This is a genomic window from Clostridia bacterium (assembly GCA_012840125.1).
Taxonomy (GTDB): Bacteria; Bacillota; DULZ01; order DULZ01; family DULZ01; genus DULZ01.
On sequence record DULZ01000065.1, the window covers coordinates 1 to 13,494 of the forward strand.

The 13,494-nt window shown below is 55.1% G+C and carries 11 protein-coding genes and 2 pseudogenes; 3 read left to right on the forward strand and 10 right to left on the reverse strand.

The features are described 5' to 3' along the window. Positions 1–204, reverse strand: a 204-nt coding sequence (locus GXX34_08045; GenBank protein ID HHW07460.1) for an Hsp20/alpha crystallin family protein, incomplete at its 3' end; no start/stop codon positions are given. A gap of 370 nt (positions 205–574) precedes the next feature. On the opposite strand from GXX34_08045, the gene GXX34_08050 reads away from it, so the two are divergent. Next, positions 575–2,119 (forward strand): DUF1343 domain-containing protein, encoded by a 1,545-nt coding sequence (locus GXX34_08050; GenBank protein ID HHW07461.1) that lies wholly within the window; start codon positions 575–577, stop codon positions 2,117–2,119. 26 nt (positions 2,120–2,145) lie between these two features. On the opposite strand, the pseudogene GXX34_08055 reads toward GXX34_08050, so the two are convergent. After that, positions 2,146–3,920: pseudogene (locus GXX34_08055) on the reverse strand (ABC transporter ATP-binding protein). 56 nt (positions 3,921–3,976) lie between these two features. Next, the gene (locus GXX34_08060) at positions 3,977–5,710 is read right to left on the reverse strand and encodes an ABC transporter ATP-binding protein (GenBank protein HHW07462.1); all 1,734 of its coding nucleotides are present in this window, start codon (positions 5,708–5,710) and stop codon (positions 3,977–3,979) included. 84 nt (positions 5,711–5,794) lie between these two features. Between GXX34_08060 and cobO the strand changes: the two genes are divergently transcribed. Next, positions 5,795–6,316 (forward strand): cob(I)yrinic acid a,c-diamide adenosyltransferase, encoded by a 522-nt coding sequence (gene cobO, locus GXX34_08065; protein HHW07463.1) that lies wholly within the window; start codon positions 5,795–5,797, stop codon positions 6,314–6,316. A gap of 65 nt (positions 6,317–6,381) precedes the next feature. Here cobO and phoU read toward each other — a convergent pair whose 3' ends face one another. From phoU to GXX34_08100, 7 genes and pseudogenes are all read right to left on the reverse strand, one after another. After that, positions 6,382–7,041: a phosphate signaling complex protein PhoU gene (gene phoU / locus GXX34_08070; GenBank protein ID HHW07464.1), complete on the reverse strand. Its 660-nt coding sequence runs from the start codon at positions 7,039–7,041 to the stop codon at positions 6,382–6,384. 13 nt (positions 7,042–7,054) lie between these two features. Beyond that, the gene (gene pstB, locus GXX34_08075; protein ID HHW07465.1) at positions 7,055–7,810 is read right to left on the reverse strand and encodes a phosphate ABC transporter ATP-binding protein; all 756 of its coding nucleotides are present in this window, start codon (positions 7,808–7,810) and stop codon (positions 7,055–7,057) included. After that, entirely contained in the window at positions 7,800–9,584 is a 1,785-nt protein-coding gene (locus GXX34_08080; protein HHW07466.1) for a cell wall metabolism sensor histidine kinase WalK, read from the reverse strand. Before GXX34_08080 ends, pstB begins: the two co-directional genes overlap by 11 nt. A 4-nt stretch (positions 9,585–9,588) precedes the next feature. Beyond that, a pseudogene (locus GXX34_08085) lies at positions 9,589–10,278 on the reverse strand (response regulator transcription factor). A 33-nt stretch (positions 10,279–10,311) separates the two neighbouring features. Further along, complete coding sequence (gene pstA, locus GXX34_08090; GenBank protein ID HHW07467.1) at positions 10,312–11,148, reverse strand: phosphate ABC transporter permease PstA; 837 nt, start codon at positions 11,146–11,148, stop codon at positions 10,312–10,314. Beyond that, positions 11,145–12,044: a phosphate ABC transporter permease subunit PstC gene (pstC, locus tag GXX34_08095; protein ID HHW07468.1), complete on the reverse strand. Its 900-nt coding sequence runs from the start codon at positions 12,042–12,044 to the stop codon at positions 11,145–11,147. Before pstC ends, pstA begins: the two co-directional genes overlap by 4 nt. 27 nt (positions 12,045–12,071) lie before the next feature. After that, entirely contained in the window at positions 12,072–12,893 is an 822-nt protein-coding gene (locus GXX34_08100; GenBank protein ID HHW07469.1) for a phosphate ABC transporter substrate-binding protein, read from the reverse strand. Between the two features lie 202 nt (positions 12,894–13,095). Here GXX34_08100 and GXX34_08105 point away from each other — a divergent pair, with 202 nt between their 5' ends. Continuing rightward, the gene (locus GXX34_08105; protein ID HHW07470.1) at positions 13,096–13,491 is read left to right on the forward strand and encodes a pyridoxamine 5'-phosphate oxidase; all 396 of its coding nucleotides are present in this window, start codon (positions 13,096–13,098) and stop codon (positions 13,489–13,491) included. The last annotated feature ends 3 nt before the right edge of the window (positions 13,492–13,494 follow it).

Sequence of the window (13,494 nt, forward strand, 5' to 3'; positions counted from 1 at the left end):
AAACTGCTCTCGTTTGATCTCCTGCCCGCGCCGGATCTGGCCGGAAATGGTGAGCTGCGTCCCTTCTACGTCAATCTGCACGTCGTCTTTTTTCTCCAGACCCGGCAGTTCGCAGGATACCACCACTTCTTCCGGCGTTTCATAGACATCAATGCGCACCGTGCGAAAACCGGCGTTCAAAATGCTGGGCCAGTCATCAATCATCCGCTCCAGGTCTTTGCGCCATCCTTCACCGAAAAAGCCGCTGTGGGGTGTTAAAAAAGTCACTTATCCTTCCTCCTTTTTTGCTGCTTATTTCGTCTTTAGTGTTCCCTGCCGGTCCCGGTCTATCCGGCATTTTTTAGCTTACCACCAGGTCCTTGGGTTTAGAGATGCCGGCGCTCCCGGCCCGACCCTTGTCCTGCCGCATGATGGCACCACTGGCAGCAAGCGCCACTGCCGCGGCAGGTTCCCCGGGGAACTTATTGTCCCCCGGGACAGTCAGTATAGGTAGTGTAACATCTGCCTTTCCGGCAGGGAAAACTCCCGCGCAAGCAGAAATAAGCCGGGCAAGAACAGAGAAAGGAGTCGTTTCATGAGAAAAATTCTGGCTTTATTATTGATTTTCGCTTTCACCCTGCTGCCCCTCTCCGGCGTTCTAGCCGCTCCAAAAGTCAAGTTGGGCAATGAAGTCCTGCTGGAGGAATACCGCCACTTAATTGCAGGGAAAAGAATCGGCCTGGTGACCAACCACACCGGCGTGGACAGCCGGGGCCGCAGCTTCGTCGATATCCTAAGCAGTGACCCGTCCCTCAACCTGGCGGCTCTTTACGCACCGGAACACGGCCTGGACGGGACGGCCAAAGCCGGGGAATACGTGGCCTCGTATACTCACCCCACCCTGGGCATCCCGGTTTACAGCCTGTACGGATCCACCCGCATGCCCACGGAAGCCATGTTGAAAGACATTGATGTGCTGCTGTTCGATATCCAGGACATCGGCGCCCGCACCTATACCTACATGTCCACCTTGAATTACGTGATGCAAGCCGCCGCCAAGTACCATAAACCGGTCATGGTCCTGGACCGGCCCAATCCCCTGGGCGGCCTGACCGTGGACGGTCCCATGATGGAAGACAAGTTCATCTCTTTTGTCGGCGTGGACAACCTGCCCATGGCCCACGGCATGACCGCCGGCGAACTGGCATTGTTTTTCAACCGGAAAATCGGGGCTGATTTGACCGTCATCCCCATGAAGGGCTGGACCCGGGACATGGTCTGGCAGGATACGGGACTGCCCTGGGTCGGCACTTCCCCGAACATTCCAGACTTGGTCTCTTGTTTCGGTTACATGGCTACGGGCCTCGGGGAAGGAACGGGCATCTACCAGGCGGATAAATTCAAATGGATCGGCGGCAAGGGCATTGACCCTTACCGCTTTGCCGAGCTCCTTAACAGCGCCGGCCTCCCCGGGGTGGAATTTCTCCCCGAGTACCAGGGACAAGCCGGGGGCGTGCGCTTGCAGATTACCGACTACCACCAGTTTAACCCGGCCAAGACCGGAATTTACGCCCTGGCTTATGCCAAATCCCTCAACAACTTTACCGTCCCCAAAAGCGGGGCCACCATCGTCATGTTTGACAAGATCATGGGCACGGACAAAATCGGCGCCGCGTTAGAACAAGGGCTCTCCCCCCAAGAAATAGAAGCCATTTATGCCCCGGCCCTGGCTAAATTTAAAGAAGAAAGGCAGCAGTACTTGCTGTACGGCCCTGTCCCTGCCAAAGACGGCGGCATCAAGATTTTCGTCAACAACCACCAAGTCAACTTTGACGTGCCTCCCTACCTGGATGAAAACAACCGGCTGCTGGTACCCTTCCGGGCCATCGCGGAAGCCATGGGAGCCGGTGTCCACTGGCTGCCTGACACCAAGCAGGTATCCGTGGTAGGCCGGGGCCGGATCATCTTGTTGACGGTAGGCGACCACAGCGCTGTCGTCAATGGGGAAACCCATATGATGGATACTACGCCGGTGATCAGAGACGGGAGAACCCTGGTACCGGTGCGCTATGTAGGTGAGTTCTTGCAGGGAGTGGTGCACTGGGACCAAAATGAGAAGTTAGTGGACATTAAATTCTAAAGCCTCCCCACGGAGGCTTTTCCCATTTAGGCATTCGTAACACCCAGCCAGTTACTGCGATAGAGATTGTAATAGAACCCTTTCCGGGCCATCAGTTCCCGGTGGGTACCTCTTTCGATGATCTCCCCTTGATCGATCACGAGAATCTGGTCCGCATTACGCACCGTGCTCAGCCGGTGGGCAATGACAAAACTGGTCCGGCCTTTCATCAGTTCCGCCATGGCCTGCTGGATATAGACTTCCGTCCTGGTATCCACATTGCTGGTAGCTTCATCCAGGATGAGAATGGCCGGATCCGCCAGAATGGCCCTGGCAATGGCCAAGAGCTGCCGCTGCCCCTGGCTGAGGTTACCCCCGTCTTCCCCCAGGACGGTGTCGTAGCCTTGCGGCAAGCGGAGGATAAAATGCTCCGCATTGGCTAACCGGGCCGCTCGTCTCACTTCCTCATCAGTAGCCGACAGCCGCCCGTAACGGATATTGTCCGCCACCGTTTCGGAAAAGAGATACGTATCCTGCAGCACAATCCCCAGGAAAGAGCGCAGTTCTTCCCGGTCGATGTTTCTAATATCCTGCCCGTCGATATAAATGGCGCCTTCATCCACATCGTAGAACCTGGTTAACAGGTTGATGACGGTCGTTTTCCCGGCCCCGGTGGGCCCGACCAGGGCGACGGTTTGACCCGGGTGAGCCACCAGGTTGATGTTTTTCAGCACCGGCACCCCGGGCCGGTAGCTGAAAGAAACATGCCTGAACTCCACGTGGCCCTTCACTACCCTGAGGCGACCCGGCTCCGTACCGTCACCGGCCTTCTCCGGCGGCTCGTCCATGACGGCAAACACCCGTTCCGCACCGGCCAGAGCTGACTGGATCATATTGAACTGGTTGGCAATTTCATTCACGGGCCGGACAAACTGCTTGGCGTAATTGAGGAAGCTGGCAATAACCCCCACGGAAACAACACCTTTAACGGCCAGCCACCCCCCTACCGCGGCTACCACGATGAAGCTCAAATTGTTAAAAACGTGCATGAGCGGCATCATGAAGCCGGAAAAAATCTGGGCTCTAATACCGGCAGCCAGCAGCTGCCGGTTAAAGCCGGTAAATGCATCGATTTGCCGGTTTTCCCGGTTGAACATCTGCACCGTTTTTTGCCCGGAAATGGTTTCTTCAATAAAGCCGTTTAATTCCCCCAAAGCTTGCTGCTGGCGGCTGAAAAAGGCCCTGGTTCTTTTCGCAATGGCCGCCGTCGTCACCCCCATCAGGGGTGTCACCAGCACCGTCAGCAGGGTGAGCACGGGACTCATCCACAGCATCACGGCCATGGCCCCGGTGAGCATCAGAAGACTGTAAAACAGGTGGGTAATGCTGTTGTTGAGAGTATTGCTGATATTATCCACATCGTTGGTGAGGCGGCTCATCAAGTCCCCGTGGGTTCTTTCATCAAAGAAACGCACGGGTAGGGTTTGCAGTTTATCGAACAAGTCCTGCCGGATTTCCTTGACCGTGAGCTGGGCCAGATCAATGACGGCATAGTTCTGCCACCAGGCGGTCAAAGAGCCTAGCCCGTACACCAGGAGCAAGAGCAGGCACATCCGCAGCAACCCGGGAAAATCACCCGGCACCAGGTAATCATCGATGGCCCGGCCGATCAGAAAAGGTCCCGCCAAGTTGAAGACCGCACCCAGAGTTACCAAAAGGAATACCAGCAGCAACAGCTTTTTATGCTGCTTCAAATAACCCCATAATCTTTTTAAAGTCTCCCTGGTGTTCTTCGGCTTAGCCAGGGGCCCGAACCTGGCATGCCTGGCACCCCAGGCCGGCCTAACCGGCACCTGCCCCGCCCCACCTGCCGGTTTGCTAGACATCAGCCGCCACCTCCTGCCCCCACTGGGACCGGTAGATATCCCGGTAGAGAGAACTTTGCGCCAGTAAACCGGCGTGGGTACCGGTGGCCTCGATGACCCCGTTGTCCAACACAATAATCTGATCCGCTTCCATGACGGAGCTGATCTTTTGAGAGATGACGATCCTGGTGCACGGTCCCAGGTACTCTTTCAGGGACTGCCTCAGCTTCGCTTCCGTCACCGCATCCAGGGCGCTGGTGCTGTCATCCAGGATGAGCACGGCGGGCCGGCGCAGCAGGGCCCTGGCAATGGCCAAACGCTGTTTCTGTCCCCCGGACAGGTTAACCCCCCGCTGGCCTAAAACAGTGTCATACCCATCAGGCAGGCTCATGATGAATTCATGGGCCTGGGCAGCCTGGGCGGCCCGGATAATCTCCTCCATGGCCGCGTCTTCCCTGCCCCAGCGGATATTCTCCGCCACGGTGCCGGAAAACAGGGTTATTTCCTGGGGCACGATCCCAATGCCGCTCCGCAGCTGGTTCAGGCGGTAATCCCTCACATCAACCCCGTCCACCAGGACGCGACCACGGGTCACATCGTAAAAACGAGGGATCAGCAGGCTCAAAGTGGTCTTCCCGGCCCCGGTACCGCCTATGATGCCCACTACGTGCCCGGGTTTAATGTGCAAATTGATGTTTTCCAATACCGGCGCCCCGGCTCCGGGATATTGGAAATAAACTTTTTCAAACACGATTTCTCCCCTGGTAACTTTCCCGGGCACCGGCCGGGTTGTTTCCCGGATTTCACCTGCCGCCGTCAAGATTTCATTAATGCGGGAAGCAGAAGCCTTAGCCCTGGAGAGAGCCATCAGGACGAAAACCACCAGCATTAATGCAAACAGGATTTGGGACACGTAATTGATAAAAGCCATGACCTGGCCCACGGTCATTTCCCCGGTGTCCACTTTGATGCCGCCAAACCAGAGGATGGCTACGATGCTGGCATTCATGACCAGCATCATGATAGGCATCAAGGTGGAAACCACCCGGGAAGCCCGGATATTCATCCGGGCCAACTGCTCGTTGGCATCGCGAAAACGCTCCTTTTCCTTATCCCCCCGGACGAATGCTTTGACTACCCTCACCCCTACCAGGTTCTCCCGCATCACTGCGTTCACCCGGTCGATGCGCTCCTGCACCAAGGCAAATAAGGGATAGCTTTTATTGATGACCACCCACAAGGTCCCGGCCAGCAAGGGTATCGTCACCAGGATGATCAGGGATAGCCCGGGATTAAGGGTGGCAGCCATCGCCAACCCGCCCAGGGCCAATAGAGGGGCCCGGATCATGGCCCTTAACATCATCATGACCGTATGCTGGACCTGGGTGATGTCATTGGTCAAGCGGGTAATCAGGGAAGGAGTACGAAACTCATCCAGTTTGGCAAAAGAAAAGGACTGTACTTTGGTGAAGGCCGCCAGTCTCAAATCGGCACCGAACCGCTGGCTGGCAATACTGGAGGCCACAATGCCGCCCATGCCGCCGGCCAACCCGATGACCGCCAGGCCTAACATCAAGAGCCCCACCCGCAAGATGTAGGCCACATCCCCCTGCACCACCCCGTAATCGATGATCCTGGCCAGCAATAGGGGCAGCAGCAGGTCCATACCTACTTCCACCATCATGCACAAGGGGCTTAAGACGGCTATTCTCCAATGTTTCCACAAAAAAGACAAGAGCCGGAGCACAGGATTCACCTCGACAACCCGCCTGTATTGCCTGGGCTGGGAATATCAGTTAAAATGGTGTTAGCTTGTCCTAAGAAGGAGGCAATACGCGTGAGTAGGGGTCAAATTCATATTTATACCGGCAACGGCAAAGGCAAGACCACGGCCGCCCTGGGCCTTTCTTTAAGAGCGGTCTGTGCCGGCAAGAAAGTCTATTTCGGTCAATTTGTCAAAGGGATGGATTACAGCGAATTAAAAGCACCCGCTTACCTGCCCGGATTTGAAATGCACCAGTTCGGCCGCGGCCGTTTCATTTACAATAAGCCGGCTGAGGAAGACATCGCCGCGGCGAGACAAGGTCTGGAAACCTGCCGCCAGGTGCTTTTGGCCGGTCGCCATGACCTGGTAGTATTAGATGAACTTAACATTGCTTTATATTATAAGCTTTTTAGCGTGGAAGAGGCAATTGAATTGATCAAGTGCAAGCAGGAAGCCACGGAACTGGTCATCACCGGGAGGTACGCCCCGCCGGAATTAATAGAATTAGCCGACCTTGTCACGGAAATGACGGAAATCAAGCACTACTATACGCAAAATGTGCCCGCCCGGGAGGGCATAGAGTTCTAGACCTTTATTTAACAAAGACTAAAGGCCGGTTCTCACCGCCAGCAGGGTGAGAACCGGCCTTTAGCTTAGTTCAGGCGGATGCGGTTCCCGGAAACCTCGTAAATGACCAGCTCCCCGATATTGGTGGCATGATCGCCGACCCGTTCCAGATGCCTGGCCACCAGCAGCAAATAGGTAGCCTGTGACACGGTTTTGGGATCTTGCATCATGATGAGCAGGAGTTCCCGGAATACCTGATCCCAAAGACTGTCCATTTCTTTTTCCATCGAAAACAGCCCCTCAGCTTTCTCCTCACTGCCCCCCACATAAGCGTCCAGGGCTTGCCTGGTCATCCTTTGGGCTATTTCCGCCATCCTGGGAATGTCAATGAGGGGCTTGATGTACGGCTCCTTTAGCAGCCCCTGGGCAATCTCGGCTACATTAACGGCCAGATCAGAAATCCTTTCCAAGTCCGTGGCCAGCTTAATGGCCGCAAAAATCATCCGCAGGTCTTTCGCCAGGGGCTGCTGCCGGGCAATGAGACTTACGCAGCGGTCTTCGATCTCCAATTGCAGCCGGTCCACCGCCTCATCCCGGTCAATGACTTGTTGAGCTAAAGTACCGTCTTTATGCACCAGCGCAGCGACGGCTTCTGCAATCTGCCCCTCTACCAGGCCGCCCATGTACAAGAGCTGTCGCTGGAGCGCTTCCAATTCCCCTTGAAAAGCAGTTCTGGTGGGAACCATGGAACACCTCCTTTTAGCCGAACCGGCCCGTGATATAATCTTCCGTCCGGCGGTCTTGGGGCCGGTAAAACATCTTGTCCGTAGCACCCGCTTCAATGATTTCCCCGTTTAAGAAAAAGACGGTTTCTTGGGAAATCCTGGCGGCTTGCTGCATGTTGTGGGTCACCACCACCAGCGTGTATTTCTGTCTTAACTCATGCATTAACTCTTCAAGTTTCATAGTGGAAATAGGGTCCAGAGCGGAACAAGGTTCATCCATCAAAATGATTTCCGGCTCCACTGCCAACACCCTGGCAATGCACAATCGCTGCTGCTGTCCTCCTGATAAACCTAAAGCAGGGGCGTCCAGCCGGTCCTTTACTTCTTCCCACAGGGCAGCGGCCTTTAGACTTTTTTCCACCATTTCGTCTATCAATTCCTTGTTCCTGAGGCCATGGATTCTAAGCCCGTAGGCCACGTTATCATAAATGGACATGGGAAAAGGATTTGGTTTTTGAAACACCATGCCCACTTTCTTGCGCAAAGCGACCAGGTCAATATCCGGCGCCAGGATGTTTCGCCCGTCAATGGTCACTTCGCCCTCGGCCCGGACCCCTTCAATCAGATCATTCATCCGGTTGAAAGTGCGCAGCAATGTGGATTTACCGCAACCGGAGGGCCCGATGAAGGCGGTCACCGCATGGGCCTTGATGGATAAATTGATATCTTTCAAGGCTTGAAAAGAACCGTAATAAAAATTCAGCCGGCGTACGACTATCTTACCTGTCATGACTGTCCTCCTGTCTTACTGCTGCCTTCGGCAATCTGACGGTGAACCGTGAACCTTTACCTAATTCGCTCCTTACTTCGACGGTGCCGCCCATGCCGTCAACCAGGTGCTTGACCAAAGCCAGCCCCAGGCCGGTACCGGGAACTTCCCTGGTCCGCGCTTTATCCACCCGGTAAAACCTCTCAAAAATCCTGGGCAGCGCCTCTGGTGGTATCCCGGTCCCCTGATCGATGACGGAACAAGCTACGTGGGTTTCATCCTCCTCCGCCCGGATGGTAATGGAAGTACCCGGAGGAGAATACTTCCCGGCATTATCGATTAAATTCAAAAACACTTGTTCCAAGCTGTCTTCCACCACCAGGGCCGGAGATAAATGTTCCGGGAAATCATAAATCAACTGCTGATCCCGTTCCTCTAAAGCCGTAGCCAGCAAATTGACCGCCCTAGAGGCTACTGCCGCCACATCCACGGGAACTGGGGCACTCTGCCCTTTGGCACTTTCGATCCGGGACAGCTGCAGCAAGTCTTCAATCAGCTTCTTGAGGCGTTCCGCTTCCCTCTGAATAATGCCCAAGAAGCGCAAGTTAACGGCGGGATCCTGATAAGCACCGCCCAGCAGGGTTTCCACGTAACCGGCGATGGAGGTGAGCGGTGTTCGCAGTTCGTGGGAGACATTGGCCACGAACTCCCTGCGCATTTGTTCCGCCCGCCGCACATCCGTCATATCCCGCAGTACCGCCACGGCCCCCCGGGAGTTTTCTGCAGCCAAGGGAGTCACATGGACCTTGAAGTGTTTTTCATGAGGCGTATATAAAGTCAATTCCTGCCGTACGGTTTTGCCCTGCTGCAGCACGGCGTCAACCAAATGAAACAATCCTTCATGGCGGACCACTTCCAACAGGTGCCGCCCCGCGGTCTGGTCTTCGGACACCCCAAAGAGTTCAGCCGCCGGGGGATTGAGCACCATCATTTTTCCTTCAGCATCGACGGCGATGAGACTATCGTCCATGCTGCCGAGAATGGTTTCCAAGAGTCTTTTCCTCCCGGTCAGTTGATGAATGAAATCTTCCAAGTTGCCCGCCATCCGGTTGAACGCCTCAGCCAGAACTTTGATTTCGCCAGTCCACCTCCGGCTCCTCAATCTCTCGCTGTACCGGCCTTGAGCAATCTGCCCGGCGGTCAAAGCAATCTCCTGCAGGGGCTTGGTCAGGGAAGAGGCAGCCATGAAGCTTATCAGGCCTGCCACCAGGAAAACCACCAGACCGGTGGCAAGAATCCATTTCCACAGAAACCTGGAAACTCGATAGACCTCCTCCAGGGACAACGCAACCCGCACGACGCCGCCGACCCTGTCTTCCATAATCACCGGGACGGCCAGGTACAGCATCTCCGTGTGCAAAGAGCTGCTGTAGCGAATGCTCGTTCCCACCCTGCCTTGGAGAGCCTGTTGAATCTCCGGTCGGCCAAGATGGGAATCCAGTTCTGCCGCCTTTGCAGCCGAATCACCCAGTACTTTTCCTTGTAAATCAATAATGGTGACCCTGGCTCCGGCGGATTTGCCCAGAGAAGCTGCTAGACCTTCCCATGCATGGGGGTGAGACCCTTCTTCCATGGCTTGAGCTACCACCCGTGCCATGAGTTCCGCGTTGCTGAGGAGCTTGTCTTCCAGCCGCCCGAGCAAATACCGCTCCGACATCCCAGTTAGCAAAAAGCCCATAGAAATCATGCTGCCGAGCACCACCAGCAGCACCGTAATGAGTATTTTCCGCCTCAAGACCTCACCTTCTTATCAAAAACCGGTAACCCACGCCCCGCACCGTTTCAATCCGGATCCCCGCAGTACTGTCTTCACCGCCTAGCTTCCGGCGCAAATTGCAAATATGCACATCCACCGTTCTGGTATCGCCCACAAAATCATAACCCCAGAGGCGGTCCAGCAGCTGTTCCCGGGAAAACACCCGGTTCGGATGGGTTGCCAGCAACTCCAAAAGCTCATATTCCTTTAGAGTCAGGTCCAGGGTCTCTCCTTTTAACCTGGCTACTTTTTGTTCCGGGTCGATGACTAAATCCCCCTGCTTGATGCTCCCTTCCGTCTCATCCCGGCTGAACCGCCGCAAGACGGCGCCGACTCTCGCCACCAACTCCCGGGGGCTGAAGGGCTTGGTCACATAATCATCGGCACCCAGTTCCAAGCCCACAATCTTATCCACTTCACTACCTAAAGCGGTCAGCATAATGATCGGAATATGGCAGGTGACCGGGTCAGCTTTTAAGAGCCGGCAAACTTCCAAACCGTCAATCTTAGGCAGCATTAGATCTAAAATGATCAGAACAGGTTGAAGCTGCCTGGTCAGTTCTACGGCCTTTGCGCCATCGGCGGCCTCCTCCACCCGGTAGCCCCGCATTTCCAAATTATAGCGAACCAATTCCCGGATATCCGGTTCATCATCGACCACTAAAACCAGTTTTTCCTTACTTGCTCCCACGCTGTTCCTCTCCTGTCATCGCACCCCGGCATAAAAGCGACCCACCAGCCGGGCAGCCAGATTGATGGTCAAAACCAGCAGAATTAACACTGCGGCCGCACCAAAGGCCACTTCCATGGCCCCGACTTCCATCGCCACCAGGTAAATATGCATGGCCAGGGTCCGGGCCGGATCAAAGACCGAAGCCGGCAGTAACACCGAGCCTCCCAAAGTGACCAGTAAGGCGGCCGTTTCACCCACAATGCGGCCCACGCCCAGAATTATACCGGTCAAAATCCCCGGCATCGCCGCCGGGAGCACGACCCTGGCGATGGTCTGCCACTTGGTGGCCCCCAGGGCTAGACTTCCTTCCACATAGCTGCGCGGCAAAGCTTTGATGGCCTCTTCCGTCGAGCGCACCAGCACCGGCAGCATCATGAGAGCCGCTGTCAGGGACCCGGACAAAATGGACCAGCCTCCCGTTAACGGCTTCAGGATTACGACAAAGAAAGTAAAGCCGAACAGGCCATACACAATGGAAGGGATCCCGGCCAGTACATTGACGCCAAACCGCACCCACCGGGTAAAGAGACCTGACGGGGCATACTCGGCCAGGAAGACCGCCGTACCGATGCCTAAGGGAGTTGCCACGACTACGGTCACGATTACGAAATAAACGGTACTTACGATAGCCGGGAAAATACCACCCGCTGCACCCATTTTGCGGGGACTGCCCGTAAGAAAATCCCAATCGATCATGGGCAGGCCCTGCGATAGGATATAGACAATGATCACCAGCAGGATTACCACTGTCAACAATCCATTGACCCAGAGAACTCCTTGCACCACCTTTTCTACCTGTTGGGGTTTCATTTCACTTGCCCTCCTTGCGCCGCGATTTTCACCGCCAGGGCATTCAAGAGGACAATTAAGACAAATAATACGATCCCCGTGCCGTACAAAGCTTGCGTGTGGGGACCCTGGGCAGCATAGCCGATTTCGATGGCAATATTGCTGGTCAAGGTCCGGACAGGTGAAAACAAGGAAGTGGGCACCAGGGCCGTATTGCCGGCGACCATGATCACCGCCATGGTCTCTCCGATGGCTCTTCCCATACCTAAAATTATACCAGTAAAGATCCCTGAGCGGGCCACCGGCAGGACCACTTCCTTGATCGTCTGCCACCGGGTCGCCCCTAAAGCCAGGGATCCCTCTTTGAACTCCCGTGGTACCGCCTGTAAAGCATCGACGCCCATGTTAATCACCGTAGGAGCAATCATAATGGACAGGATCATCACCGCCGCCAATAGGCTAAACCCGGTGGCCGGAGCCCCGGCACTCTGACCGGTCAGGAAAGCCTTTTCCAGGGCCCGGACGATAGGTACCACCGTGGTCATGCCGAACAGTCCATAGATCACCGAGGGAATCCCTGCCAGCAGTTCAATGGCCGGGTTAAGCACAGATACGGCTCTTTTCGGTGCATACTCCGCCAAAAAGACGGCCGTCAGCAGGCTGAAAGGCACTCCTAACACCAAAGCACCGAGAGTGACGGCGATACTGCCTACCAGCATGGGGAAAACGCCGAACTTGCCGGCACCGGGGCTCCATTCCAATCCCAACAAGAAACCCGCCGGCCCGGGGTCCTTGAATACCGGATAACCCTGCAGGAAGATGAAAAATCCAATTGCAACAAAAGCTAGGAGAAAAATCCCGGCACTAATTCCTAACAAAGCAGTATATAAATGCTCCAGCTTAATTCGCCCTGTCATAACTCTGGCTCATCCCTCCCGGCACCATCAGTTTCCTACGGGCACAAAACTCTCCCCGACAATCCTCTGCCCCTCCGGACTCAACACAAACTCGATAAAAACTTGCGTCAACCCTTGAGGCTCTTCCCCGGTCAAAAACAGGAAGGGCCTGGCGATTTTGTAACTGCCATCCAGGATGGCAGCCGTGCTCGGTGCCACCCCATCAATGGTTACGGCTTTGACTTGGTCATTGATCATCCCGGCGGAGATAAAACCGATGGCATCGGGATTACCCGCCACGGCGGTACGAACGGCACCGGTGGAGTTCTGCACCAGGGCTTCCACCGGTATGGTTTCCCCCTCGCCCAGTACCATTTCCTCGAAGGCACCCCGGGTACCGGAACCTTCTTCCCGTACCACCAGCATGATAGGAGCGTCATTCCCTCCCACTTCCCGCCAATTGGTGATTTCTCCGGAGAAGATTTTTCTGAGTTGGTCTAAGGTCAAATCATTTACTTCATTGTCCCGGTGAACAATAATGGCAATGCCGTCCTTGGCGATAAGAAATTCTTTAACCTGCTTCTCCTCCGGTTGCAATTCCCTGGAGGAGGTACCAATATCCACCGTGCCCGTTTGCGCCCCCTTGATGCCGGCTCCGGAACCGCCGCCGGCAACGTCGATTTTCACACCGGGATGTCTCGCCATGAATTCGGCCGCCAGTTCCTCCGCCAGTCCTTGTACCGAGGTAGAACCGCCGATTTGGATGGAACCGCTTAATGTGCTCCCATTGCTATCTTGCGCACATCCACAAAACACTAATCCCACCGCGACCATGCCTAACCAGGAAATGACTTTTTTCCACCGCCTCATACCGGTGACTCCACTCCCTTTCTTTAAGATATTGGCTTGTTCAAGCCCATTATAGAGGGGCATTCTTAAAGAAATGTTAAGGGAATGTTAAATCTGCGGCGGTACAGGTGAAGAACGTGCCTGTGGTGGTAAGATGGCGTCAATCATTGACTTTAGAGGTTAATTATGGGATAATGAGGCAAAAACGACGGGAGGTATCGCCATGGCCAAATTGACGGAAGCCATGAAAGAAATGGTGGCCAACCATCAATGCTACATAGCCACGGTGGATGAGAACGGGTATCCCAATATCGGACCGAAACGCTCCACCCGGGTACTGGACGATTCAACTTTGATGTTTGTGGAAGGCACCGGCAAGCAAACTTATCAGAATTTACTGGCAAATCCCAAGGTGGCAATTGCCGTCGCGGACCGGAGTGTTTTAGACGGGTATCGCTTTGTGGGCACGGCGGAAGTGCTGCACGAAGGAGAGTTATACGAGCGGGCAGCCGCCATGTCCGCCCAGGCGGGCATGCCCAAACCGAAAGCGGTGGTAAAAGTGCACGTGGAAGCTATCTACAGCCTTAAACCCGGGTCGGCGGGGGAACGAATCGATTAGGCG